At 67.0% G+C, this 24,222-nt stretch carries 21 protein-coding genes; 8 read left to right on the forward strand and 13 right to left on the reverse strand.

Annotated features, from left to right (window positions below):
• Positions 1 to 123: 123 nt before the first annotated feature.
• From QO207_RS01875 to QO207_RS01915, 9 genes are all read right to left on the reverse strand, one after another.
• Positions 124 to 1,503, reverse strand: coding sequence for an aspartate aminotransferase family protein (locus QO207_RS01875; protein ID WP_301479050.1), 1,380 nt, complete (start codon positions 1,501 to 1,503; stop codon positions 124 to 126).
• 16 nt (positions 1,504 to 1,519) lie between these two features.
• Positions 1,520 to 2,977 (reverse strand): NAD-dependent succinate-semialdehyde dehydrogenase, encoded by a 1,458-nt coding sequence (locus QO207_RS01880; RefSeq protein WP_301479051.1) that lies wholly within the window; start codon positions 2,975 to 2,977, stop codon positions 1,520 to 1,522.
• Between the two features lie 134 nt (positions 2,978 to 3,111).
• Complete coding sequence (locus QO207_RS01885) at positions 3,112 to 3,759, reverse strand: 7-cyano-7-deazaguanine/7-aminomethyl-7-deazaguanine transporter (RefSeq protein WP_301479052.1); 648 nt, start codon at positions 3,757 to 3,759, stop codon at positions 3,112 to 3,114.
• Positions 3,760 to 3,977: 218 nt separating this feature from the next.
• Positions 3,978 to 4,466, reverse strand: a complete 489-nt coding sequence (locus QO207_RS01890; RefSeq protein WP_301479053.1) for an Lrp/AsnC family transcriptional regulator — start codon at positions 4,464 to 4,466, stop codon at positions 3,978 to 3,980.
• An 18-nt stretch (positions 4,467 to 4,484) separates the two neighbouring features.
• Positions 4,485 to 5,501, reverse strand: coding sequence for a N(2)-acetyl-L-2,4-diaminobutanoate deacetylase DoeB (gene doeB / locus QO207_RS01895; RefSeq protein WP_301479054.1), 1,017 nt, complete (start codon positions 5,499 to 5,501; stop codon positions 4,485 to 4,487).
• A 4-nt stretch (positions 5,502 to 5,505) separates the two neighbouring features.
• Positions 5,506 to 6,696, reverse strand: a complete 1,191-nt coding sequence (gene doeA, locus QO207_RS01900; protein ID WP_301479055.1) for an ectoine hydrolase DoeA — start codon at positions 6,694 to 6,696, stop codon at positions 5,506 to 5,508.
• Between the two features lie 210 nt (positions 6,697 to 6,906).
• On the reverse strand, positions 6,907 to 7,899 hold the full coding sequence (locus tag QO207_RS01905) for a cyclodeaminase (protein WP_301479056.1): 993 nt from the start codon (positions 7,897 to 7,899) through the stop codon (positions 6,907 to 6,909).
• A complete protein-coding gene (gene eutB / locus QO207_RS01910) occupies positions 7,892 to 8,866 on the reverse strand; it encodes a hydroxyectoine utilization dehydratase EutB (protein ID WP_301479057.1) in 975 nt (324 codons plus the stop codon). The genes QO207_RS01905 and eutB overlap by 8 nt, the downstream gene beginning before the upstream one ends.
• 308 nt (positions 8,867 to 9,174) lie before the next feature.
• A complete protein-coding gene (locus tag QO207_RS01915; RefSeq protein ID WP_301479058.1) occupies positions 9,175 to 10,569 on the reverse strand; it encodes a PLP-dependent aminotransferase family protein in 1,395 nt (464 codons plus the stop codon).
• A gap of 401 nt (positions 10,570 to 10,970) precedes the next feature.
• On the opposite strand from QO207_RS01915, the gene ehuB reads away from it, so the two are divergent.
• From ehuB to ehuA, 4 genes are all read left to right on the forward strand, one after another.
• Entirely contained in the window at positions 10,971 to 11,825 is an 855-nt protein-coding gene (ehuB, locus tag QO207_RS01920; protein ID WP_301479059.1) for an ectoine/hydroxyectoine ABC transporter substrate-binding protein EhuB, read from the forward strand.
• Between the two features lie 77 nt (positions 11,826 to 11,902).
• On the forward strand, positions 11,903 to 12,559 hold the full coding sequence (gene ehuC / locus QO207_RS01925) for an ectoine/hydroxyectoine ABC transporter permease subunit EhuC (protein ID WP_301479061.1): 657 nt from the start codon (positions 11,903 to 11,905) through the stop codon (positions 12,557 to 12,559).
• Entirely contained in the window at positions 12,559 to 13,215 is a 657-nt protein-coding gene (gene ehuD / locus QO207_RS01930) for an ectoine/hydroxyectoine ABC transporter permease subunit EhuD (RefSeq protein WP_301479062.1), read from the forward strand. The genes ehuC and ehuD overlap by 1 nt, the downstream gene beginning before the upstream one ends.
• A gap of 23 nt (positions 13,216 to 13,238) precedes the next feature.
• Positions 13,239 to 14,084, forward strand: coding sequence for an ectoine/hydroxyectoine ABC transporter ATP-binding protein EhuA (gene ehuA, locus QO207_RS01935; RefSeq protein WP_301479064.1), 846 nt, complete (start codon positions 13,239 to 13,241; stop codon positions 14,082 to 14,084).
• Between the two features lie 121 nt (positions 14,085 to 14,205).
• On the opposite strand, the gene QO207_RS01940 is transcribed toward ehuA, so the two are convergent.
• From QO207_RS01940 to QO207_RS01950, 3 genes are all read right to left on the reverse strand, one after another.
• Positions 14,206 to 14,472, reverse strand: a complete 267-nt coding sequence (locus tag QO207_RS01940) for a PilZ domain-containing protein (RefSeq protein WP_301479066.1) — start codon at positions 14,470 to 14,472, stop codon at positions 14,206 to 14,208.
• Positions 14,473 to 14,529: 57 nt separating this feature from the next.
• Positions 14,530 to 15,843, reverse strand: coding sequence for an Nramp family divalent metal transporter (locus QO207_RS01945; protein WP_301479067.1), 1,314 nt, complete (start codon positions 15,841 to 15,843; stop codon positions 14,530 to 14,532).
• A 192-nt stretch (positions 15,844 to 16,035) separates the two neighbouring features.
• Entirely contained in the window at positions 16,036 to 16,923 is an 888-nt protein-coding gene (locus QO207_RS01950; protein ID WP_301479068.1) for a lysophospholipid acyltransferase, read from the reverse strand.
• Between the two features lie 157 nt (positions 16,924 to 17,080).
• On the opposite strand from QO207_RS01950, the gene QO207_RS01955 reads away from it, so the two are divergent.
• A complete protein-coding gene (locus QO207_RS01955; protein WP_301479070.1) occupies positions 17,081 to 19,057 on the forward strand; it encodes a VIT and VWA domain-containing protein in 1,977 nt (658 codons plus the stop codon).
• A complete protein-coding gene (gene xrtQ, locus QO207_RS01960; protein WP_301479071.1) occupies positions 19,054 to 20,394 on the forward strand; it encodes an exosortase Q in 1,341 nt (446 codons plus the stop codon). The genes QO207_RS01955 and xrtQ overlap by 4 nt, the downstream gene beginning before the upstream one ends.
• On the opposite strand, the gene QO207_RS01965 is transcribed toward xrtQ, so the two are convergent.
• Positions 20,391 to 20,945, reverse strand: a complete 555-nt coding sequence (locus QO207_RS01965) for a DNA-3-methyladenine glycosylase I (protein WP_301479073.1) — start codon at positions 20,943 to 20,945, stop codon at positions 20,391 to 20,393. The two genes, xrtQ and QO207_RS01965, sit on opposite strands and share 4 nt — an antisense overlap.
• Positions 20,946 to 21,138: 193 nt before the next feature.
• Between QO207_RS01965 and glyQ the strand changes: the two genes are divergently transcribed.
• Positions 21,139 to 22,086: a glycine--tRNA ligase subunit alpha gene (gene glyQ, locus QO207_RS01970; RefSeq protein WP_015474809.1), complete on the forward strand. Its 948-nt coding sequence runs from the start codon at positions 21,139 to 21,141 to the stop codon at positions 22,084 to 22,086.
• Complete coding sequence (gene glyS / locus QO207_RS01975; RefSeq protein ID WP_301479075.1) at positions 22,086 to 24,140, forward strand: glycine--tRNA ligase subunit beta; 2,055 nt, start codon at positions 22,086 to 22,088, stop codon at positions 24,138 to 24,140. The genes glyQ and glyS overlap by 1 nt, the downstream gene beginning before the upstream one ends.
• Positions 24,141 to 24,222: the final 82 nt, after the last annotated feature.

Genomic DNA, 24,222 nt, shown 5'->3' on the forward strand with positions numbered 1-24,222 from the left:
TTTTTTCATCGCCGCTACCGAAGCGGCAAGGTGCGTAGGAGCGGACTCCGTCCGCGATCGACTCCCGGCCGCTCCGAGCAGGCCGGTGACACATCGCGGATGAATCCGCTCCTACGACAGTCCTTACAAGACCTCAGCCGCCACCGCATCCACCGCCGCCTTGGCGATACCAATGATCTCGTCCGCCTCGGCGCGGGTCAGCACCAGCGGCGGGGCGAAGCCAAGGATGTCGCCGTGGGGCATGGCGCGGGCGATCATGCCGCGTTCCAGGCAGGCCGCCGAAACCTTCGGGCCGACCTTCAGCGCCGCATCAAAAGGCGTGCGCGCCTCGCGGTCGGCCATGAATTCCAGCGCCGCCAGCATGCCGTCGCCGCGCACCTCGCCCACCAACGGGTGGCCTTCGAAGGTCTGGCGCAGTTGCTGGTTGAGGTAGCCGCCGACGTCCGCCGCATTGGCGGTAATGTTTTCCCGTTCGAGGATGTCCAGGTTGGCCAGCGCCGCTGCCGCGCAGATCGGGTGACCGGAGTAGGTCCAGCCGTGGCCCATGGCGCCCTCGCGGGTCGATGCGCTGTCGATCACGTCCCACACCTTCTCGCCAACTATTACCGCCGACAGCGGTGCATAAGCGCTGGTCAGGCCCTTGGCGGTGGTGATCAGGTCCGGGCGCATGCCGTAGCGCTGGCTGCCCATCTTGTCGCCGACGCGGCCGAAGGCGCAGACCACCTCGTCGGCGATCAGCAGCACGTCGTATTTCGCCAGCACCGCCTGGATCGCCTCCCAGTAGCCCTTGGGCGGGACGATGATGCCACCGGTGCCCATCACCGGCTCGCCGATGAAGGCCGCCACGGTGTCCGGGCCTTCGGCGAGGATCAGGTTTTCCAGTTCCTGGGCGCAGTGGCGCACGAAGCTGGCTTCGTCCATGCCGGCCGGGGCCTTGTAGAAGTGCGGGCAGAGCGTGTGCTTCACCCCTTCCACCGGCAGGTCGAAGTGCTGGTGGAAGCTCGCCAGACCGGTGAGGCTGCCGGTGACGATGCCCGAGCCGTGGTAGCCGCGCTGGCGCGAGAGGATCTTTTTCTTCTGAGGCCGGCCCAGCACGTTGTTGTAGTAGCGCACCAGCTTGACCTGGGTTTCGTTGGCGTCGGAGCCGGAGAGGCCGTAGTAGACCTTCTTCATGCCGGCCGGCGCCCAGTCGCGGATGATCCGCGCGGACAACTCGATGATCGCCTCCGAAGAGTGACCCACGTAGGTGTGGTAATAGGCCAGCTGCGTGGCCTGGGCATGGATGGCGTCGGCCACTTCGGTGCGGCCGTAGCCGATGTTCACGCAGTACAGGCCGGCGAAGGCATCGAGCAGCTCGCGGCCCTGGTGGTCGCGGATGCGCACGCCGGAGGCGCCGGTGATGATCCGTCCCGGCAGCGCGCCGCTGGCGTGATCGTGGGCGTGGGTCGAGGGGTGCATGAAGTGCGCGCGGTCGTCTTCGAACAGTTGGGCGTAGTCGGTCATGGCGAGGGTCTCCCGGTCAGATGGCGCCGTGGTGCAGGGCGAAGTACTTGGTTTCGACGAAGGGCTCGAAGCCCTCGCTGCCGCCTTCGCGGCCCAGGCCCGAGGCCTTCATGCCGCCGAAGGGAATGGGATGGCCGGTGAACCTGGCGCCGTTGACCGCCACCATGGCGAATTCCAGGCGCCGCATCAGCGGCCAGATGTGATCCAGGCGTTGCCCACAAAGGTAGGCGGCCAGGCCGTACTCGGTGTCGTTGGCCTGCCGGACGGCTTCGTCCAGGTCGTCGTACGCGCTGACGCCGGCGATGGGCGCGAAGTTTTCCTCGCGCCAGATGCGCATCTGCGGCGTGACATCGGCCAGCACGGTGGGCTGATGGAACCAGCCGCCCAGCGCATGGGGTTCGCCGCCAGCGAGCAGGCGCGCGCCCTGGGCGATGGCGTCCTGCACGCGCTCGCAGGTGACGTCGAAGGCGCCCTGGTGCATCAGCGGGCCGATCTGGCTGCGCGGGTCGCTGGCCGGGCCGACGTGCAGCTCGCGCACGGCGCGGGCGAAGCGCTGCAGGAAGGGTTCGTAGAGTTCGCGGGCGACCAGGATGCGGTTGGCCGCGCAACAGTCCTGCCCGGAGGTCTGGAACTTGGCATCGATGGCGAACTGCACCGCCTGCTCCAGATCGGCATCGGGCAGCACGATGAACGGCGCGTTGCCGCCCAGTTCCAGGGCGACTTTCTTCACGTCCTGGGCGGCGGCCTGCAGCACGAGTTTCCCCACCCGGGTCGAGCCGGTGAAGCTGACCGCACGCACGCGGCTGTCGCCGACCAGGGTTTCCATGGCCATCTGCGGCTCGCCGAGCACCACGTTGAACACCCCGGCGGGGAAGCCGGCTTCTTCCGCCAGTTGCGCCAGGGCGAAGGCGGAGTAGGGCGTCTCGTGGGCCGGCTTGACCACCACGCTGCAACCAGCGGCCAGGGCGGCGGCGGCCTTGCGGGTGATCATCGCCGCGGGGAAGTTCCACGGCGTCAGCAGGGCGGCGACGCCCACCGGCTCGACCACCGTGCCCAAGTGTGCGTTGGGGATGTGGCTGGGGATGTTGCGCCCGTTCAGCCGCCGCGCTTCCTCGGCGAACCAGGGAATGAAGCTGGCGGCGTAGTCGATCTCGCCAAGGGCTTCGGCCAGCGGCTTGCCCTGTTCCAGGCTGAGGATCTGCGCGAGGTCTTCGCGGTGCTGGCGAATCAGCTCGGCCCAGCGCCGCAGCAGCGCGCCGCGCTCGTCCAACGTGCGTGCACGCCAGGCAGGGAAGGCGGCGGCAGCGGCATCCACTGCGGCGACTATCTGCTCGCGGTCGAGCAGCGGCACATGGCCGATGGCTTCGCGGGTGGCGGGGTTGTCGACGGCGATGCTGGTGCCGCTGGCGCTGTGCAGCCAGTGGCCGTTCACATAGCAGAGCGACTTGAACAGCAGGGGATGGGCGAAGGACATGGCGGCGGCTCCCGGACGGTTGGCATGGAGACCATGCTAGGGGCCGGAGGCGCGCGGTTTTTTCCTAAGCGGGGGATGGCGACGGCAAATCTTTTCGCAGTTCTGCCGCCGCTGTTGGGCTTTTTCGGGTGGCGTCAGGCCGTGGCGGCACGACGCAGATTGCGGGTGATGGCGCTGAGCAACATGCCGTAGAGCGGTACGAAGAGCATCAGCATGACCGCCAGCTTGACGCCGTAGTCGACCCAGGCAATCTCCACCCAGTGCTCGGCCATGAAGGCGTTGTCGCTGTGCCAGAAGGCGATGGAGAAGAAGGTGAAGGTGTCCAGCAGGTTGCCGAACAGGGTCGAGACCACCGGGGCGATCCACCACTGGCGCATGCGGCGCAGGCGGTCGAAGACCTGGATGTCGAGAATCTGGCCGAACACGTAGGCGAGGAAGCTGGCCAGGGAAATCCGCGCGACGAAGGTGTTGAATTCGCCCAGGGCGGCGAAGCCGTGGAAGGCGCCTTCCTGGAACACCACCGAGATCAGGTAGGAAGCCAGCAGCGCCGGGATCATCACCCGCGCGATGACCAGCCGCGCCGGGCGCTTGCCGAGCAGGCGGACGGTGAGGTCGGTGGCCAGGAAGATGAACGGGAAGCTGAACGCGCCCCAGGTGGTGTGCCAGCCAAACAGGGTCATTGGCAGCTGCACCAGGTAGTTGCTGGCGATGATGATCAGGATGTGGAACGCGACCAGGCCGGCGAGTGCGCCGCGCCTTGCCGCCGGAAGGGATGCCGACATGCTTTGGGCCTTTTTCGTCGATGGGGTGAGGGAACCCATGCCCGGCACCATGCCGAGCGGCGCGCATTGTATACGATCCGGACCTGGAAGTCAGGATTTGTTGCGCAAATTTTGTTCAACCACAGGTGCGAGGCCCGAGGTAACTGTAGGAGCGAGCTTGCTCGCGAACCGCCCAGCGCCGACGCCAACGGAAAATCCGTTCGCGAGCAAGCTCGCTCCTACGAAGAGCCCACCTCCAGCGCCTCGGCGGGGATTGCCGCATCCAGCGTCTTGATCACCTTGGTGACGATGTAGGTGAAGTAGCGCTCGATGCCGACGTCCTCCAGCAGCAGCTGGTCGATGAAACGCTGGTAATGGTCGATGTCGCGCGCCTGGATCATCGCTATGTAGTCCACCCCGCCGCCGGTGGCGTAGCAGAAGCCCACCTCCGGCGCCTGTTGCAGGCGTTGCTCGAAGCGCTTCATGTCCTGCGCGGTGTGCCGCGCCAGGGTGATTTCCACCAGCACCTGCTGCTGTTTGAACAATGCCGGCCAGTCGATCTGCGCGCGGTAGCCCTTGATCAGCCCGGCCTCCTCCAGCTTGCGAACGCGCTCCCAGGCGGGGCTGACCGAGAGGTTGATCGCCTCGGCCAGGCTCGACTTGGTGATGCGCCCGTCGCCGGCGAGGATGCGCAGGATCTTCAGGTCATAACGGTCGAGCTTGATCATGCGTGCCTCCCGCGCGGCTCAGTCGAGCACCTCGGCAACCACCGCGAGGGTGTCGCCACTCTGCACCAGGCCGGGGAAGTGCCGCGCGGCGAGGATGCCGCTGCGCCTGGCGCGGTACTCCACCGGCGCCGCGCCGGTGCGCAACACATCGTGCACCCGCGCCAGCACTTCGCCGCGTTCGACCTTGTCGCCCAGGTCACGGCACATCTCCAGCAAGCCACCGTGTTCGCTGGCGACGAAGCAGTCACCGTCAGGCATGTCGAGCATCACCGACGGCGCAGGCTCCACTTCGCCGCGCAGGATGCCGGCCTGCACCAGCACATTGCGCACGCCACGCCGGGCGATGGCCACGGTGCGCGCGCTGCTGCTGCCACCGCCACCCAGTTCGGTGGTGACGAAAATCTTGCCCTGCTCCTCGGCCGCCGTGTCGTACATGCCCACCGCGTCCAGCTCCAGCATGCGCATGGCGAAGGGCGCGGCGAAGGCGCGCATCAGCGCCTCGCTGGCTTGCTGCTGGGCCTTGTCCGGCAGCACATGGCAGGCGGCGAAGGGCAGGAAGTCGAGGGTGCGGCCGCCGGAATGGATATCCAGCACCACGTCCGCCAGCGGCAGCAGGGTGCGCTGGAAGTAGTCGGCGATCTTCTGCGTCACCGTGCCGTCCGGACGGCCGGGGAAGCTGCGGTTGAGGTTGCCGGCGTCGATCGGCGAGGTGCGCTTGCCGGCGAGGAACGCCGGGGTGTTCATGAACGGCACGATGATCACCCGGCCGCGCACGTCCTCGGCGCGCAGCTCCTGGGCCAGGCGGCTTAGCGCCACCGGGCCTTCGTATTCGTCGCCATGGTTGCCGCCGGTAAGCAGCGCGGTGGGGCCTTCGCCGTTCTTCACCACGCAGATCGGGATCATCACCGCGCCCCAGGCCGAATCGTCCCGCGAGTAGGGCAGCTTGAGGTGGCCGTGCTGCACGCCGTCGCGCTGGAAGTCGACGCTGGCGGCGATGGGGTTCTCGCGCAGCGGCTTGTCGAGTGCATGGGTCATCGCCTCACTCCTTCACGAACAGCTGGCGCGGGTAGTCGCAGAAGGTCTCCACGCCGCGCTCGGTGATGAGGATGCTTTCGGTGATCTCCAGGCCCCAGTCGTCCATCCACAGGCCGGGCATGAAGTGGAAGGTCATGCCCGGTTCGAGCACGCTGTTGTCGCTCGGGCGCAGGCTCATGGTGCGCTCGCCCCAGTCCGGCGGGTAGCTGATACCGATGGGGTAGCCGCAGCGGCTGTCCTTGTGGATGCCGAACTTCTCCAGCACGCCGAAGAAGGCGCGGGCGATATCCCCCGTGGTATTGCCCGGCTTGGCCGCATCCAGGCCGGCAGCGATGCCTTCGACCACCGCCTTTTCCGCGTCGAGGAAATGCTGGGGTGGCTTGCCGAGGAACACCGTGCGCGACAGCGGGCAGTGGTAGCGCTTGTAGCACCCGGCGATCTCGAAGAAGGTGCCGGCGCCGCGCTCGAACGGTGTGTCGTCCCAGGTCAGGTGCGGTGCGCTGGCGTCGGCACCGGTGGGCAGCAGCGGGACAATGGCCGGGTAGTCGCCGCCGTGGCCATCGGCGCCGAGGATGCCGGTGCTGTAGATCTCGGCCACCAGCTCGTTCTTGTGCATGCCCGGTTCGATGCGTTCGACGATGTGCGCGTGCATCTTCTCGACGATGCGCGCGGCGACACGCATGTACTCGATCTCCCGCGGCGATTTCACCGCGCGCTGCCAGTTCACCAGGGCCGTGGCGTCGACGAATTTCGCGCTCGGCAGGTTGGCCTGCAGCGAGCGGAAGGCGGCGGCGCTGAAGTAGTAGTTGTCCATCTCCACACCGATGCTCTTGCCGGCCCAGCCGCGCGCGGCGATGACCTCGCGGGAGAGGTAGTCCATCGGATGGCGCTCGGTGGACTGCACGTAGTGGTCGGGGTAGCCGACGATATTGTCGGCCTGCATGAACACCGTGCGCCGCGCGCCGTTGGCGTCCTGGCCACGACCGAACCAGACCGGCTCGCCGTCCAGCGCCAGCAGCACGCACTGGTGCACGTAGAAGGACCAGCCGTCGTAGCCGGTGAGCCAGGCCATGTTCGACGGGTCGGTGACCAGCAGCAGTTCGATACCGCGCTGCTGCATGCTGGCGCGGACCTTGGCGATCCGCTGGGCGTATTCCTCCCGGCTAAAGGGGAGGTTGACGACGATTTCGGACATGCGGAAATCCTCTTGGGGAACCTGTTACGGGCCTCTTCCGGACAGCCCGTGCCTGTGCAATCCCCTCACCCCAGCCCTCTCCCGGAGGGAGAGGGGGCAGTCCGAGCCGGCTGACGCTGCGGCTTCAGCCTGCACCGATTGGTCCCCTCTCCCGCTTGCGGGAGAGGGTTAGGGTGAGGGCGCTCTTCCCGCGAAGCGGGACGAAATTTTTCAGCTACTGAAACGGAATCCCTTGCCCATCCGCTGCGCCCGCTGGAAGGCCAGGCCGGCGATGGCCGTGTCCTGCGCGCCGGTGCCGGTGAGGTCGCAGAGGGTGATGTCTTCGGCGCGGCGGCGGCCTTCGCGCTGCCCGGCGATGACCTGGCCCAGCTCGGCGAAGTCGGCATCCGGGCTGACGCTGCCGGCCTGCACCGCGTGGTGCAGTTCGCCCAGCACCCGGGTCTGGCTGAGGCGGTCAGCGACGTAGCAGTCCACTGCCGCCAGGGCGTCGGCGGCGATCTCGTTCTTGTGCTCGGCGTCCGAGCCCATGGCGGTGATGTGCAGGCCGGGGCGCAGGTGCTCCTTCTGGATCAGCGGCTCGCGGCTGGGCGTGCTGGTGATGGCGATGTCGGCGCCTTCCAGCGCTTCGCCGATGCTGGCGCAGGCGCTGACCGGAATGCCCAGGCTGGTGCTGAGCTCCTGCGCGCAGTGCCGCGCCTTGTCGAGGTCCCGCGCCCAGACGCTGACAGCTTCGATGGGCCGCACTAGGCACAGCGCCTTGAGCTGCAAACGCGCCTGTTCGCCGGCGCCGATCAGCGCGACCTGGCGCGAATCCTCGCGGGCCAGCCACTTGGCCGCCACCGCACCGGCGCAGGCGGTGCGCACGGCGGTGAGGTAGCCGTTGTCCAGCAGCAGCGCATCGAGCAGGCCGGTGCGCGAGGAGAGCAGCATCATCATGCCGTTGAGGCTGGGCAGGCCGAGCTTGGGGTTGTCGAAGAAGCCGGGGCTGACCTTGATGGCGAAGCGTGGCAGGCCGGGCAGGTAGGCGGTCTTCACGTCGACTTCGCCGTTGTGCTCGGGCACGTCCAGGCGAAGGATCGGCGGCATCGCCACCGACGCGGTGGCGAGCAGGCGGAAGGCCTGTTCGACGGCGTCGAGGCTCTCCCGGTCTATGGCCACGCAGGCGCGCAGGTCGGCTTCGCTGAGCAGGGTGACGTCAGCCATGGGCGGTTTCCTCGAGGATCTGCTGGTGTTGTTCGATGGCGATGTTGCGGCCGCTGACGATCACCACCACCGGGCCGAGCGGGGCGATCAGGCCGTCCAGCAGGGCGGCGATGCCGACTGCGGCGGCGCCTTCCACCACCTGCCGCTCCTCGCGGTAGGCGTGGCGGATGCCGGCGGCGATGGAGGGTTCGTCGAGCAGGTGCAACTGGTCGCAGTAGTCGCGGGCCAGGGCGAAGGTGTAGTGGTTGTCCAGGCCGATGCCGCCGCCGAGGGAATCGGCCAGGGTCGGCAGTTCTTCCACTTCCACCGGGTGGCCGGCAGCGAGGCTGGCAGCCATGGCGGCGCCACGGCGCATGCTGATGCCGTGCACGCGGATAGTCGGGTCGACGTGCTTGAGCGCCAGCGCCACGCCGCCGAACAGGCCTCCGCCGGAGAGCGGCACCAGCACCTGGCGCACGTCCGGTAGCTGTTCGAGGATTTCCAGGCCGAGGGTGCCCTGGCCAGCGATGATCTGCGGATGGTCGAAGGGTGGCAGCAATGCCGCGCCCTGCTCGCGGGCAATCCGTTCGGCTTCCGCCTGGGCGTCGTCCTGGCTGTGGCCGACAATGCGCACCTCGGCGCCCAGCTCGCGAATCGCCTGGACCTTGTTCGCCGGCACCAGATTCGACAGGCAGATGGTGGCGTGCACGCCGAGCATCCGCGCGGCGTGGGCCAGCGCCCGGCCGTGGTTGCCGGTGGAGGCGGCGACCACGCCCCTGGTCTTCTGCTCGTCGTCGAGCTGGGCAATGGCGTTGCTCGCGCCGCGCAGCTTGAAGCTGCCGGTGATCTGCTGCGATTCGAGCTTGAGGTACACCGGCGCACCGAGCAGGCGCGACAGGCTGGGCGAATGTTCCAGCGGCGTCTGCCGCACCAGGCCCTGGATGCGCTGGCGTGCACGGTACAGCTCGACGAGGGGAATCGGCTCCATCTCGGCCTCCGGGGAATGCAGTGGGGCCGAGTGTAGGGGCGGGAAATTGTCGCGATGAATGTACTAGGACGATATCGTTCTCGGAGGGTCTCTCGTAGGAGCGGACTCCGTCCGCGATGGCATCAGGCGCGATGCGGACCTATCGCGGACGGAGTCCGCTCCTACGGTGAAGCTGAGTACAGACCGTAGGGCGGATATGTGTAGGAGCGAGCTTGCTCGCGAACCCGCCCAATCCCGATGTCGCCGGGAAATCCATTCGCGAGCAATAACGATGGCGTCCCCCTCGCTCCTACAGGGAGATTTCGGCTTCAGAAGTCGTGGATCTTCGGGTACTGACCGAACAGTTCGCGCATGTCTTCCAGGGCGCTGGCCATGCGCTCGTCGCTGCATTCGGCGCCCATGCACAGGCGCACCGCGCGCGGCCGCGGGGTGCCGCGGACCATGAACGGATCGGGCGGCGTCACGGCGATGTGCCGATGGCGCAGCTCGCGCACCAGGCTATCCAGTTCCCAGTGTTCGGGGATGCCGATCCAGGCGCTCAGCGAATGCGGATCGCAACCGCGCAGGTAGTCGCCGAGGTATTCGCGCACCAGCCCCTGGCGCTTCTCCAGCACGCGACGCTGCAGGCCAATCAATGCCTGGGCGTTACCGTTGTGAATCCAGCGCGCCGCCACTTCCGCCAGCAACGGTGTGCCCATCCAGCTGTTCACCCGCAGGATGCTCTCGGTGCGCAGCGCCAGCCGCCGCGGCATGGCCAGGTAGCCGATGCGCAGGCCGGTGAGCACGCTCTTGGTGAAGCTGGTGCAGTAGAACGACAAATCCGGCAGGTAGTGGCTGAGCGGCGGCAAGCCGCGTTCGCCGAGCAGCGGGCCGTAGACGTCGTCCTCAATCACGTAGACGCCATAGCGCTGGGCGATGGCGGCGATCTCGCGGCGGCGCGTGTCGGGCATCAGGCAGGAGGTCGGGTTGTTCAGGTTGGGCGTGCACACCAGCGCGGTGATGCGCTCGTTGGCGCAGAGGTCTTCGAAGTGCTCCGGGTCGATGCCTTGCTTGTCGATCTCCACGCCCTTGAGGGTGAAGCCGAGTACCTGGGAGTTGCCGATCACGCCGTGGTCGGTGAGCTGCTCGCAGAGCACCACGTCGTCCGGCCCGGCGAGGGAGGCGAGGGCGAGGAAGATGCCGTGGGCCGCGCCATTGGTGATCAGCACGTCGTCGCGTTCGCGCTGCAGGCCCAGTTGCGCCAGCCATTTCACCCCGGCGTCGCGGTGCGCGTCGAAGCCGGCCACCGGACGGCAGGCGCGCATCCACGGCTGGTCGGTTTCCTGCGCCAGCTCGCGGCAGCTGTCCTGCCACAGGCGGTCATGCTCGCGGGTGTGGACGATGCTGGCGATGGAGAAGTCCACCAGCGCGCGCTCGGGGTGATCGACCATGTAGTGGGCCATGCCCTCGGTCATCCGCCGGGTGACGAAGCTGCCACGGCCGACCTCGCAACGCACCAGGCCCTGGCGCTCCAGTTCCTTGTAGGCGTTGGTCACGGTCTGCACGCTGATGCCCAGGCCGTCGGCGACGTGGCGCTGCGGCGGCAGGCGCTGGCCGTCGCTCAGGCGGCCCTGCTCGATATCGCCGGCAATGGCCTGCACCAGGGTCTTGTACTTGGATTCGCCGACCCGCAGGTCGGCCAGGGCGCGACGCCAGGCTTCCATCTTCAGCGCTCCGTCTGGTCAGGGGTCCAGAGTGACGGACCGGCACACCGGCGGCAATTGTCCTAGTGCAATGTCGCCGCTTCGACCCCTTTTGTATGCTCGGGCGCAGGACACCGGGCAGCACATCGAGCCGCATTGTCCGGCCCGCGCAGAAAAAACCTGCGGATGCGTTCGTCGCGACGGTGGCTTTTTCCCGCCGCGGGGTTGTCGATCAGGAACAGCCGCAAGGCGCCGCGGCTTAGTCTGGCGTCGAGCTTGTCGCCCTCGACAGCGGCGCAAGAACTTCGGAAGGCCCCACCCGGGGCCCGACCTACAAGAACAACAGTCGTACGACATTGCTACCTGCCATCCATCGCCGCACGCCAACCGCGTTCGGCAAGAGAAGATCAGGAGATCCGAAGATGAGTACCGCCCCTGTTTTCCTGCGCCGCCTGAGTCTTGCCTGCACCCTGCTGGCCTGCGCTGTCGCCAGCGCCGGCAGCTACGCCGAAACCACCCTGGAACGCATCAAGAGCACTGGCACCGTGCGCATCGGCTACGCCAACGAAGCGCCGTTCGCCTACACCGAGACCTCCGGCAAGGTCACCGGTGAATCCCCGGAAATCGCCACGCAGATCTTCACGAAAATGGGTGTGAAGAAGATCGAGCCGGTGCTGACCGAATGGGGCGCGCTGATCCCCGGCCTGCGCGCCGGGCGCTTCGACGTCATCGCCGCCGGCATGTACATCACCCCGCCACGCTGCCAGCAGGTGATCTTCACCGACCCGCACTACCAGATTCCCGATTCGCTGCTGGTGAAGAAGGGCAACCCGAAGAACCTGCACAGCTACGCCGACGTGAAGAACAACCCGGACGTGAAGCTGGCGATCATGTCCGGCACCGCCGAGCTGGGTTACGCCCGCGCCGAGGGTGTGGCGGAAGAGCAGATCGTCCAGGTGCCCGACACCACTGCACAGTTGCAGGCCGTACGCGCCGGCCGCGCCGACGCCAGCGTCGGCACCGCGCTGACCATGAAGGGCCTGGCGGCGAAAGGCGGCGACTCGGTGGAAGCCATCGCAGACTTCAAGGACGATCCGTCGCACATCGGCTACGGCGCCCTGGCCTTCCGCCCGGACGACAAAGACCTGCGCGATGCCGTGAACGCCCAGCTCAAGCAATGGCTGGGCGGCGCCGAGCACTTGGCGACGGTCAAGCCGTTCGGCTTCGACAAGTCCAACGTCACCGACAAGACCGCCGCCGAGCTCTGCAAACAGTGACCGGGCGGGGCGCGTCGCTGGCATAGGGCGCGCCTGCCCGGCCGTTTGGTCGAACCTGTCGCAACGGGATACGTACCATGGGTGAATTGCTTCCTCTGCTGCTGGAGGGCGCCTGGATCACCGTCCAGGTGACCGTCTTCGGCTCCCTGCTGGCGGTCGCCGCCGCCATCATCGCTGCCCTCGGCCGGCTGTCGCCGTGGCCGGCAGTGCGTTGGGTGTCCATCGCCTACATCGAGCTGTTTCGCGGCACCTCGCTGCTGGTGCAGCTGTTCTGGCTGTACTTCGTGCTGCCGCTGCCGCCGTTCAACCTGGAGATGAGCGCCTACAGCGTGGCGATCATCGGCCTGGGCCTGCACATCGGCGCCTACGGCGCGGAAGTGATGCGCGGCGCCATCGGCTCGGTGCCCAAGGGGCAGTACGAAGCCTCGCTGGCGCTGAACATGTCACCGTTCACGCGCTTTCGCCGGATCATCCTACCGCAGGCGCTGCTCTGCGCGATCCCACCGGGCACCAACCTGCTGATCGAGCTGCTGAAGAACACCTCGCTGGTGTCGCTGATCACCCTCTCGGACCTGACCTTCCGCGCACGCCAGCTGGACCAGGCCACCTTCGAGACCATGAAGATCTTCCTGCTCACCCTGGTGCTGTACTTCGTCATGGCCCAGGTCATCGTCTTCCTCATGCGCCGCCTCGAAAGCTGGCTGGGGCACGGCCGAATCCGCGGAGGCCTGTGATGAAATTCTTCGACTGGGACTTCGCCTGGCAGATCCTCCCGCAATTGCTGCACGCCTCGTTGCGGACCATCGCCATCACCCTGGTGGGCTTCGCCCTGGCGGTGGTGTTCGGCCTGCTGTTCGCCATCGCCCGGCGCAGCCGGCACATCTGGCTGTCATGGCCGGCGGCCTGGTTGATCGAGTTCATCCGCAGCACGCCGCTGCTGATCCAGGTGTACTTCCTGTTCTACGTACTGCCGACCTACGGGCTGAGCATGACCGCCCTGGTGGCCGGCACGATCGGCATCGCCCTGCACTACGCCTGCTACACCGCCGAGGTGTACCGCGCCGGCCTCGAAGCGGTACCGCGCGGGCAGTGGGAGGCGGTCACCGCGCTGAACTTCTCGCCGTTCAAGGCCTACCGCGAGGTGATCCTGCCCCAGGCGATCCGCCCGGTGCTGCCGGCGCTGGGCAACTACCTGATCGCCATGTTCAAGGACACCCCGGTGCTCTCCGCGATCACCGTGGTGGAAATCATGCAGCAGGCGAAGAACATCGGCTCCGACAGCTTCCGCTACCTGGAGCCGATCACCCTGGTCGGGGTGTTCTTCCTGCTCATCTCCATCGGCCTGGCCAGCGTCGTGCGCCAGGTGGAAAAACGCACGGCGCTGCCATGACCGACTCTTCTGGAGGTACTCCGATGTCCGTTCACTCCCTACAGTCTGCACCCCGCGTGGCCAGCCAGGATGCCCCGGCCGCGCGCGCCGAGACGGCCCAGCCAATGGTCAGCTTCCGCAATGTGTGCAAGAGCTACGGCAGCTTCAGCGTTCTCAAGGACCTCAACCTGGAGGTGAAGGCCCACGAGAAGGTCGCCATCATCGGCCCCAGCGGCTCGGGCAAATCCACCCTGCTGCGCGCGCTGATGACCCTGGAAACCATCGACAGCGGGCTGATCGAAGTCGACGGCGAACCGCTGACCCACCTCAAGCGCAACGACAACCTGGTGCGCGCGCCGGAAAGCCACGTGCGCAAGGTGCGCAGCAAGATCGGCATGGTCTTCCAGTGCTTCAACCTGTTCCCGCACATGAGCGCGCTGCGCAACGTGATGGAGGCGCCGGTGCAGGTGCTCGGCATGCGCCGCGATGAAGCCCGCGAGCGGGCGGTGGAGCTGCTGGAGATGGTCGGCCTGGGCAACAAGCTCGATCACTATCCGTCCCAGCTCTCCGGCGGCCAGCAGCAACGTGTGGCGATTGCCCGCGCGCTGGCGATGCGGCCCAAGGTGATGCTGTTCGACGAGGTGACTTCGGCGCTGGACCCGGAGCTGTGCGGCGAGGTGCTCAACGTGGTGCGCAAGCTGGGCAGCGAGCACAACCTGACCATGCTCATGGTCACCCACCAGATGGGCTTCGCCCGCGAATTCGCTGACCGCGTGTGCTTCTTCCACCAGGGCAGCATCCTCGAGCAGGGCAGCCCGCAGCAGTTCTTCGGCCATCCGCAGCATGAGCGGACGCGGGCCTTCCTGAGTGCGGTGAACGAGGCGAATTGATCGGATTTTGCTCTTCGTAGGACCGAGGGGGGCGCCTAGCCCTTGCTCGCGAACAAACTCCGCTGCGGGGCTTGGGTTCGCGAGCAAGCTCGCTCCTACAGAAAGCAGTTCGCAGCGGGGGTCAGGCGTTGCCGACGAAACGGAAGCCCGCGCCCTCGGCGTCGGTGCGCATCACTTCCATCTCCAGGATCGGCGCATCGAAGGGCATGTCCTGCACCTGGCCGGTCACCCGCGTGCCGGCCGGCAGCGCGGCGAGCACTTCATGACGGACGTAGACGCCGCCATCGGACAGATCACGGGTATGGCCGAACACATCACCGAAGCTGGGATGGCTGATCTTGATCCGGCACTTCATCGGGGTACGCGGGTACTGCCTTTGGTTGGCCATGGATGGCATCCGTCCTGAATGTCAGCGCACTAATGGGCCTGAAACCTGTGGGTCAGGTCAAGCCAGCAGTTGCACGAGCAGCCAGAGATTGGCTGCGCTGATGACGCAGAACAAGCCCCAGGCCAGCACGCGGGTGAGCAGCGAGTTGGCGAATTCACCCATCAGCGCGCGGTCGCTGGTGAAGCGGATCAGCGGCCAGAGCGCGAACGGCAACTGCAGGCTGAGCACCACCTGGCTGAACACCAGCAGCTTGCCCACGGCCTTGTCACCCAGCATCAGCACGCCGATCAGCGCCGGGATCAAGGCCAGGGCGCGGGTGATCAGGCGGCGCTGCCAGCAGGGAATCTTCATCTGCAGGAAGCCATCCATGATCACCTGCCCGGCGATGGTGCCGGTGAAGGTGGAACTCTGCCCGGAGGCGAGCAGGGCGACGCCGAAGAGGATCGCCGCCAGACCGGTGCCCACCAGCGGTTCGAGCAGGCGGTAGGCGTCCTGGATTTCGGTGACGCCGGTGTGGCCCGTCTCATGGAAGGCTGCGGCGGCGAGGATCAGGATCGCCGCGTTGACCATCAGCGCGAGGCTCAGCGAAACCACCGTGTCGATGCGCGTCAGGCGGATCGCCGCGGCCTTGCCGTTGGTGCCGCTGACCTGCCGCGTCTGCACGATGGAGGAGTGCAGGTAGAGGTTGTGCGGCATCACCGTGGCGCCGAGGATGCCGATCGCCAGGTACAGCGGTTCGCGCTGGGTGACGGCGTCCCAGCTCGGCAGGAAGCCGGCGGCGACATCGGGCCAGTAGGGCTTGATGAGGATCAGCTCGACCAGGTAGCAGCCGCTGATGGTGACGATCAGGCCGAGCATGATCGCTTCCAGGTGGCGGAAGCGCTGGCCCTTGAGGCCGAGCACGATGAGCGTGTCGAAAGCGGTGAGGATCACCCCGGTGACCAGGTCGACGCCCAGCAGCAGGTGGAAGGCCAGAGCGCAGCCGAGCACTTCGGCGAGGTCCGTGGCAACGATGGAAAGCTCCGCCAGCAGCCACTGCAGGCGCGCCGCGCCGAGGCTGTAGCGGCTGCGCGAAAGCTGCGCCAGGTCCTGGCCGGTGACGATGCCCAGGCGCATCGCCAAACACTGCAGGACCATGCCGGCGAGGCTGGAGAGCAGCACCACGAACAGCAGCTGGTAGCCGAAGCCGGAGCCGGCCTCGATGGCGGTGGCCCAGTTGCCCGGGTCCATGTAGCCGATGGAGACCAGCAGGCCGGGGCCGGCGAACTGCAGGATGCGCTTCCACAACGGCGCGCCGGCCGCGACCTGGATGCTGCCTTTGACTTCCGAGGGACAGAACGGCGCGGTGGCGGTGGTCGGCAGGCCGAGCATGGGTTGTTCCTGGCTTATGGGCGGGCAAGGCAGACGTGTGAAAGGAAACCTGTTTCGCGAGCTCCTGGCAACGGCGGTGCCTGAGCCGGTTCGCGAGCAAGCTCGCTCCTACAGATCCATGCCGGCGTGCTCTTCGTAGGAGCGAGCTTGCTCGCGAACCGCTTCAGACCGGCTACATCGTCAGGGAAAGATTCAGTACCACCTGGCCTCGCCTTCGGGGCGCTTCTTGAAGCGCTTCATGGTCCACATGTACTGGCTCGGATAGGCGCGCACGTACTTGGCCAGCTCGCGGCTGAGCGCGGCCACCGACACTTCCATGTCCTTGTCGTACATGTCCGCCGGGGCGGCTTCGAGGATCACCTTGTAGCCGCTGCCATCGGGCAGGCGCACGGCGTGGAAGAACACCCCACGGGCCTTGCCGCGCGCTAGCAGCGACGGCACGAACTTGCTGGTCAGCGCGGTGGTGCCCAGGTAGGGCACGAACAGGCCCGAGCCGAGGTCCGGTTCCGGGTCACAGGGGATGCCGACGCAGCCGCCGTTCTTCACTTCCCTGATCACGCTCTTGATGCCTTCGGGAGTGGAGGGCGCGACGCGGTTGCCCAGCTGCACGCGCTGCTTCTTCAGCAGGTCGTCCACCGCCTTGAGCTTCGGCGGGCGGTAGAAAATGATCGGCTTGGCGTAGGAGCAGTAGAAGTGGTTGAGCACTTCCCAATTGCCCAGGTGGCTGGTGATGCCGACCAGGCCGTCGCCGGAGGCCAGGGCCTCTTCCAGCACTTCCATGCCTTCCACTTCGCGGATGTACTGCAGCGACTTCTGCGGCGACCACATCCAGGCGCAGGCGCTCTCGGTCAGGGTGCGGCCGATGTCCATCAGGCTCTGGCCGACGAGTTTTTCCAGCTCGGCCTCGGACAGCTCGGGGAAGCAGTGCGACAGGTTGATCCGCACGATCTCGCGGGACCGGTTGGGCAGCTTCCACATCAGCCAGCCGATACCGGCGCCCAATGCGCCCACCGCGCGCCACGGCAGCATGGCGAACAACCGCAGGAAGCCTACCACCAGTGCGCCCTTGAATTTCTCCACGGAAAACTCCTTCAAGCAGATGGCGGCCATTGTAGCCGCTCGCGCCGGCAAATCGGGCGCCATCGCGGCTCCACACAATCTCCACCCAGCGAGCACATTGCGCCCACGGCGCGCGCGCAACCTGCGGCCATTCGATCCACTGGCCCGGAGGCCCGCGATGCGTACCCCAACCTTCCTTGCACGGCTGTGCTGCCTGTTGCTGACGATGAGCGCCAGTCTGGCGGCGCTGGCGGCTGACGACAGCAGCTCCAGTCCTTACTTCTTCGTCGACAACGCCGACCCGGCCGTCGACGCGCTGCCGCTCAAGGCGACCCGCGTCGACGCCCGCGTGCTGGGCAACATCGCCGAGGTGACGGTGACCCAGGAGTACCGCAACCAGGGCAAGACGCCGCTGGAGGCGCGCTACGTGTTCCCCGCCTCGACCCGCGCCGCCGTCCACGGCATGACCGTGCACCTGGGCGAGCGGGTGATCCAGGCGCAGATCCGCGAGAAGCAGAAGGCCAAGGCCGAGTACCAGCAGGCCAAGCAGGACGGCAAGACCGCCGCGCTGCTGGAGCAGGAGCGCGAGAACGTGTTCCAGATGAACGTCGCCAACATCCTCCCCGGCGACGTGGTGCAGGTGGAGCTGCGCTACAGCGAGCTGCTGGTGCCCACCGACGGGCGCTTCCAGTTCGTCTTCCCGACCGTGGTCGGGCCGCGCTACAACAGGCCCGGCCCGAGTGGCGGCGGCAAGCAGCCGTGGATATCCACACCGTACTTCCAGCAGGGGCAGCGCACTCCGACCACCTTGTCGATGCAGGTAGAGCTGTTGGCGCCGGTGCCGCTCGCCGAGGTGGCTTCGCCAAGCCACCGCATTGAGGTCGAGCGTGACGGCCAGCGCGCGCTGGTCCGCCTTGCCGCGGACGAATCCAGTGCCAACGACCACGACTTCATCCTCGACTACCAGCTCGGCGGCGATACCGTGCAGAGCGGCCTGCTGCTGTCGCGCGGCGAGCAGGAGAACTTCTTCCTCGCCATGGTCGCCCCGCCCCGCGCGCCGCGGAACAAGCAGATCGTGCCGCGCGACTATGTCTTCGTGGTCGACGTTTCCGGCTCCATGAACGGCTTCCCGCTGGATACCACCAAGACCCTGCTGCGCGACCTGATCGGCCGACTGCGCCCCAGCGATACCTTCAACCTGCTGCTGTTCTCCGGCGACAGTCGCAAGCTGGCAGCAGCCTCCGTCGCTGCTACGCCGGAAAACATCCGGCGCGCCACCGCCCTGCTCAACGGCGAAGAGGGCGCCGGCGGTACCGAGCTGATGCCGGCCCTGCGCGAAGCCCTGGCAATGCCCGGCGACCCGGAGCGCTCGCGCAGCTTCGTGGTCATCACCGATGGCTTCGTGGCCGTGGAAAGCAGCGCGTATCAGCTGGTACGCGAGAACCTGGGGCGCGCCAACCTGTTCGCCTTCGGTATGGGCACCTCGGTGAATCGCAGCCTGATCGAAGGCCTGGCGCGGGCAGGGCAGGGCGAGCCGTTCGTGGTCACCGACGCCCAGTCCGCCGGCGAGCAGGCGGAACGTTTCCGCAAGATGATCGACAGCCCGCTGCTCAAGGGCATCCACGCAAGCTTCGAAGGCCTGGACGTGTACGACGTGGAACCGCTTCAACTGCCCGACCTGTTCGCCAATCGCCCGCTGGTGCTGTTCGGCAAGTGGAAGGGCGAGCCGCGCGGCGAGTTGCGCATCGACGCCCATGCCGCTGAGGGTCCGTTCCAGGCGCGCCTGCCGATCAGCGCCGGCAACCTGACCGACAACGGCGAAGCACTCGCTCACCTGTGGGCGCGCAAGCGCCTCGCCGAACTGATGGACCAGGAAGCCCTCGATGGCGGCTTCGAGTTCAGCTCGCAGATTCTCGACCTCGGCCTGAAGTACCAGTTGCTCACGCCCTATACCTCGTTCATCGCCGTCGACCAGCAGGTGCGCAACCCCGACCCGCAGGCGAGCAAGACGGTGGATCAACCGCTGCCGCTGCCCCAGGGCGTGAGCAACAGCGCCGTCGGCAGCACGGTGCCGGGAACGCCGGAGCCGGGTGTCTGGGCCATGTTGCTGCTGGCCGCGCTGGGCGCCTGCTGGTGGCGGAGGAAGGCCGCATGATCCGCCGCCTGCCCGGCTGGAGCTGGCTGCTGTTCGCCGCCCTGGCAGCCTGGCCCAGCTGGCTGTGGGCGGCGCGGCGCCTCGGCGATGGCTCGGATGATCCGCTGGGGATCATCGCGCTGGCGGCGCTAGGGCTGCTGCTCTGGCGTGACCGCTCCAGCCTGCGCGCGCAACCGCGCTTGCCTTGGCTGGGTAGCGCAGCGCTGCTGCTGGTCGTCACGGCACTTTCCCAGCCGCTCCTGCCGCCGCTGCTGCGCGGACTGATCTCGGTGCTGGCGCTGCTGCTGGTGATCCTCAGCCTGCGCGCTCCTGGCCAGCCGTGGCTGGCCTGGCTGGGGCTGGGCGTGCTGTCGCTGCCACTACTGTCTTCGCTGCAGTTCTTCGTTGGTTATCCGCTGCGCGTGATCACCGCCGAGGTCAGCGCCTGGCTGTTGCGCCTCGGCAGTTGGACGGTGGAGCGGCAGGGCAGTGCGCTGCTGGTGGATGGCCAGTGGGTGATGGTCGATGCGCCCTGCTCGGGTATCCAGATGGCCTGGGTCGGCTACTTCACCGCCTGTGCGCTGGCGGCCTGGCAGCGGCTGCCGGATCGTTTGCTGCTGCGCCGCCTGCCGCTGGTTGGGCTATTGGTGTTGGGCGGCAATATCCTGCGCAACACGCTGCTGGTGTGGGGCGAAAGTGGCGCGAGCGCGTTTCCCGGCTGGGCCCATGAAGCGGTCGGGCTACTGGTGTTTGCGGCAGTCTGCGGGATGATTTTCCGGGTGATCGGGCGCCGTACCTTTGCGCTTTCGGCAGCGGTCGAAGCAGCGCGTCCTGAAGCTTCCAGGCGCTTCACCGGCAGCCTGCTGGGCGCCCTGCTGTTGGCGATGCTCTGGCCCTGGCTGGCGCCGGCTACCGCGGTGCCGACAGCAACGCGGGTCGCCCATGAATGGCCGGTGCAATTCGAAGGTCGCACGTTGCGCCCACTGGCGCTTTCGCCGGTCGAGCAGCGCTTCGCCGAGGACTTCCCCGGCCAGCTCGGCCGCTTCACCGATGGCCAGCGCAGCATCGTGCTGCGCCAGGTGCTGCGGCCGACACGCAAGCTGCATCCAGCGGAGGATTGCTTCCGTGCGCTGGGCTATCGCATCGAGCAGACGCAGTTGCGGCAGCGCACCGGAGCGGAGGGCCTGCAACGCTGCTTCGTGGTAACCCGCGAGGGTATTCGAATGCAGGTCTGCGACTACATCGAGGACGCTGCCGGCCAATCCTTCTCCGATACCTCGGCCTGGTACTGGTCGGCGCTCTCCGGCCGCTCCGCCGGACCCTGGCGGGCGGTCACCATTGCCAGCCCGCTGCCTTAGGCGCGGGTCAGCTGGGCGTAGCGGTCGCAGTCGACGGTGTGGTCCATGACCATGCCGGTGGCCTGCATGAAGGCGTAGCAGATGGTCGGGCCGACGAAGTTGAAACCGGCCTTGCGCAGGGCCTTGCTCATCGCTTCGGCTTCGGGCGTCACCGCCGGCACGTCGCCGCGGCCGCTGAAGTGGTTGACCTTGGGCTGGCCGCCGACGAAGGACCAGAGGAAGCTCACCGGGTCCTCCAGCTTCAGCCAGGCCTGGGCGTTCTGCCGCGCGGCCTTGAGCTTGGCGAAGTTGCGGATGATGCCCGGGTCCTGCATGCGCTCCTCGATTTCCTCGTCGGTCATGCGTGCCAGGCGCTCGGGGTCGAAGCCGAACAGCACCTCGCGATAGCGCTCACGCTTCTTCAGCACGGTGATCCACGACAGGCCGGCCTGGGCGCCTTCGAGGATGATCATCTCGAACAGTGCGCGGGCGTCGCGCTGGGGCACGCCCCACTCGGCATCGTGGTAGGCGATGTACAGCGGGTCGTCGTTGCACCAGAAGCAGCGGGGCATGGCAGTCGTCCTTGGAAACGGGAAGGTTCTGACTATAGACAAAAGGCTGTACAAAAATACAGTCATCGAGCCGCTTTTTTGCACCTTGATGGGCGCACGAACGGTCGCGCAAAAAGCGCTGTGAAGCCCAAGCTGCAAGCGTCTTGGGGTATACTGCCGGGTTTTAGTCGCATATCCAGCACAGGTGAAATTCGTGAGCCAGACTACGCCCGCCGTGCCCACCTTCCAGGACCTGATCCTCGCCCTGCAAAAATACTGGGCCGATCAGGGCTGTGTGGTGCTGCAGCCCTACGACATGGAAGTAGGCGCAGGCACCTTCCACACCGCCACCTTCCTCCGCGCCGTGGGCCCGGAAACCTGGAACGCGGCGTACGTGCAACCGAGCCGCCGTCCCACCGACGGCCGCTACGGCGAGAACCCCAACCGCCTGCAGCACTACTACCAGTTCCAGGTGGTCCTGAAGCCCAACCCGGAAAACTTCCAGGAACTGTACCTGGGCTCGCTGCAGGCCATCGGCATCGACCCGCTGGTCCACGACATCCGCTTCGTCGAGGACAACTGGGAATCGCCGACCCTCGGCGCCTGGGGCCTGGGCTGGGAAATCTGGCTGAACGGCATGGAAGTCACCCAGTTCACCTACTTCCAGCAGGTCGGCGGCATCGAGTGCTACCCGGTCACCGGTGAGATCACCTACGGCCTGGAGCGCCTGGCCATGTACATCCAGGGCGTCGACTCGGTGTACGACCTGGTCTGGGCCGACGGCCCGTTCGGCAAGGTCACCTACGGCGACGTGTTCCATCAGAACGAGGTGGAGCAGTCGACCTACAACTTCGAACACGCCAACGTCGAGAAGCTGTTCGAGCTGTTCGACTTCTACGAAAGCGAAGCCAACCGCCTGATCGAGCTGCAGCTACCGCTGCCGACCTACGAGATGGTCCTCAAGGCCTCGCACACCTTCAACCTGCTGGACGCCCGCCGCGCCATCTCGGTGACCGAGCGTCAGCGCTACATCCTGCGCGTGCGTACCCTGGCCCGCGCCGTGGCGCAGAGCTACCTGCAGGCCCGCGCCCGCCTCGGCTTCCCGATGGCCACCCCCGAACTGCGTGACGAAGTACTGGCCAAGCTGAAGGAGGCCGAATAATGAGCGCGAAGGATTTCCTCGTCGAACTGGGCACCGAAGAGCTGCCACCCAAGGCGCTGAAAAGCCTCGGTGAAGCCTTCCTGGCCGGCATCGAGAAGGGCCTCAAGGCCGCCGGCCTGACCTACGCCGCCGCGCGCTGCTACGCCGCGCCGCGCCGCCTGGCCGTGCAGATCGACCAGCTCGCCGTGCAGCAGCCCGACCGCACCGTGAACCTCGACGGCCCGCCGCTGCAGGCTGCCTTCGACGCCAGCGGCAACCCGACCCAGGCCGCCCTGGGCTTCGCCAAGAAGTGCGGCGTGGACCTGGAGCAGATCGACAAGAGCGGCCCGAAGCTCAAGTTCAGCCAGACTATCGCCGGCCAGCCGGCCGCGGGCCTGCTGCCGGGCATCGTCGAAGCCTCGCTGAACGACCTGCCGATTCCCAAGCGCATGCGCTGGGCGGCCCGTCGTGAAGAGTTCGTGCGCCCGACCCAGTGGCTGGTGATGCTGTTCGGCGACGACGTCATAGACTGCGAGATCCTGACCAAGAAGGCCGGTCGCGAATCCCGTGGCCACCGCTTCCACCACCCGGCCAACGTGCGCATCTCCGCTCCGGCCAACTACCTGGAAGACCTGCGCAGCGCCTACGTGCTGGCCGACTTCGCCGAGCGCCGCGAGATCATCTCCAAGCGCGTTGCCGAACTGGCCGCCGAGCAGAAGGGCAGCGCCATTGTCCCGGCTGACCTGCTGGACGAAGTGACCGCGCTGGTCGAGTGGCCGGTGCCGCTGGTGTGCTCCTTCGAGGAGCGCTTCCTCGCCGTGCCGCAGGAAGCCCTGATCACCACCATGCAGGACAACCAGAAGTACTTCTGCCTGCTGGACGCCAACGGCAAGCTGCTGCCGCGCTTCATCACCGTGGCCAACGTCGAGAGCAAGGCGCCGGAGAACATCGTCTCCGGCAACGAGAAGGTCGTGCGCCCGCGCCTGACCGACGCCGAGTTCTTCTTCAAGCAGGACCAGAAGCAGCCGCTGGAAGCCTTCAACGCCCGTCTGAAGAACGTGGTATTCCAGGCCCAGCTCGGCACCGTTTACGAGAAAGCCGAGCGCGTTTCCAAGCTGGCCGCCTACATCGCCGCACGCATCGGCGGTGATTCGACCAACGCGGCCCGCGCCGGCATCCTCTCCAAGTGCGACCTGGCCACCGAGATGGTCGGCGAGTTCCCGGAGATGCAGGGCATCGCCGGTTACTACTACGCCACTGCCGGTGGCGAGGCCAAGGACGTCGCCCTGGCGCTGAACGAGCAATACATGCCGCGTGGCGCTGGCGCTGAACTGCCAAGCACCCTGACCGGTGCCGCAGTGGCCGTGGCCGACAAGCTCGACACCCTGGTCGGCATCTTCGGCATCGGCATGCTGCCCACCGGCAGCAAGGACCCGTATGCCCTGCGCCGTGCCGCCCTCGGCGTGCTGCGCATCCTCATCGAGAAGCAGCTGGACCTCGACCTGGTCGACACCATCGGCGTGGCCGTGGCCCAGTACGGCGACAAGGTGAAGGCTGAAGGCCTGTCCGAGCAGGTGCAGGACTTCGTCTTCGACCGTCTGCGCGCCCGTTACGAGGACGAAGGCGTCAACGTCGCCGTGTACCAGGCCGTGCGCGCGCTCAAGCCGACCGCGCCGCTGGACTTCGACCAGCGCGTGCAGGCCGTCCAGGCCTTCCGCCAACTGCCCGAAGCCGAGGCCCTGGCCGCTGCCAACAAGCGCGTGTCGAACATCCTGGCCAAGGCCGAAGGCGAGGTGCCTGCCACCGTCAACGCCAGTCTGTTCACCGAAGCCGCCGAGAAGGCCCTTGGCAGCGCCGTGGCGGCTGCCGAGAGCGAAGTGGCCCCGTTGGCCGCGGCTCGCGACTATCGCGCTGCCCTGGCCCGCCTGGCGGCCCTGCGCGCGCCGGTCGATGCCTTCTTCGAGGAAGTGCTGGTCAACGCGGACGACAACGCCGTGAAGGCCAACCGCTACGCGCTGCTGGCCAAGCTGCGCGGGTTGTTCCTCGGCGTCGCCGACATCTCCCTGCTGGGTTGATGCGCGCCTGAAAGCCGGGAGTTCGCAACGGTTCGCCGTGACGGACTCCCGGCTTTTTCATTTCCGCCTTTTCCAAAGCGTC

It is taken from the genome of Pseudomonas sp. CAN1 (assembly GCF_030462585.1).
Taxonomy (GTDB): domain Bacteria; phylum Pseudomonadota; class Gammaproteobacteria; order Pseudomonadales; family Pseudomonadaceae; genus Pseudomonas.

Bases quoted from the DNA above. Each gene is read 5' to 3' on its own strand.
- QO207_RS01875 (WP_301479050.1), bottom strand. From the start codon at position 1,503: ATGACCGACTACGCCCAACTGTTCGAAGACGACCGCGCGCACTTCATG.
- QO207_RS01880 (WP_301479051.1), bottom strand. From the start codon at position 2,977: ATGTCCTTCGCCCATCCCCTGCTGTTCAAGTCGCTCTGCTATGTGAAC.
- QO207_RS01885 (WP_301479052.1), bottom strand. From the start codon at position 3,759: ATGTCGGCATCCCTTCCGGCGGCAAGGCGCGGCGCACTCGCCGGCCTG.
- QO207_RS01890 (WP_301479053.1), bottom strand. From the start codon at position 4,466: ATGATCAAGCTCGACCGTTATGACCTGAAGATCCTGCGCATCCTCGCC.
- doeB (WP_301479054.1), bottom strand. From the start codon at position 5,501: ATGACCCATGCACTCGACAAGCCGCTGCGCGAGAACCCCATCGCCGCC.
- doeA (WP_301479055.1), bottom strand. From the start codon at position 6,696: ATGTCCGAAATCGTCGTCAACCTCCCCTTTAGCCGGGAGGAATACGCC.
- QO207_RS01905 (WP_301479056.1), bottom strand. From the start codon at position 7,899: ATGGCTGACGTCACCCTGCTCAGCGAAGCCGACCTGCGCGCCTGCGTG.
- eutB (WP_301479057.1), bottom strand. From the start codon at position 8,866: ATGGAGCCGATTCCCCTCGTCGAGCTGTACCGTGCACGCCAGCGCATC.
- QO207_RS01915 (WP_301479058.1), bottom strand. From the start codon at position 10,569: ATGGAAGCCTGGCGTCGCGCCCTGGCCGACCTGCGGGTCGGCGAATCC.
- ehuB (WP_301479059.1), top strand. From the start codon at position 10,971: ATGAGTACCGCCCCTGTTTTCCTGCGCCGCCTGAGTCTTGCCTGCACC.
- ehuC (WP_301479061.1), top strand. From the start codon at position 11,903: ATGGGTGAATTGCTTCCTCTGCTGCTGGAGGGCGCCTGGATCACCGTC.
- ehuD (WP_301479062.1), top strand. From the start codon at position 12,559: ATGAAATTCTTCGACTGGGACTTCGCCTGGCAGATCCTCCCGCAATTG.
- ehuA (WP_301479064.1), top strand. From the start codon at position 13,239: ATGTCCGTTCACTCCCTACAGTCTGCACCCCGCGTGGCCAGCCAGGAT.
- QO207_RS01940 (WP_301479066.1), bottom strand. From the start codon at position 14,472: ATGGCCAACCAAAGGCAGTACCCGCGTACCCCGATGAAGTGCCGGATC.
- QO207_RS01945 (WP_301479067.1), bottom strand. From the start codon at position 15,843: ATGCTCGGCCTGCCGACCACCGCCACCGCGCCGTTCTGTCCCTCGGAA.
- QO207_RS01955 (WP_301479070.1), top strand. From the start codon at position 17,081: ATGCGTACCCCAACCTTCCTTGCACGGCTGTGCTGCCTGTTGCTGACG.
- xrtQ (WP_301479071.1), top strand. From the start codon at position 19,054: ATGATCCGCCGCCTGCCCGGCTGGAGCTGGCTGCTGTTCGCCGCCCTG.
- QO207_RS01965 (WP_301479073.1), bottom strand. From the start codon at position 20,945: ATGCCCCGCTGCTTCTGGTGCAACGACGACCCGCTGTACATCGCCTAC.
- glyS (WP_301479075.1), top strand. From the start codon at position 22,086: ATGAGCGCGAAGGATTTCCTCGTCGAACTGGGCACCGAAGAGCTGCCA.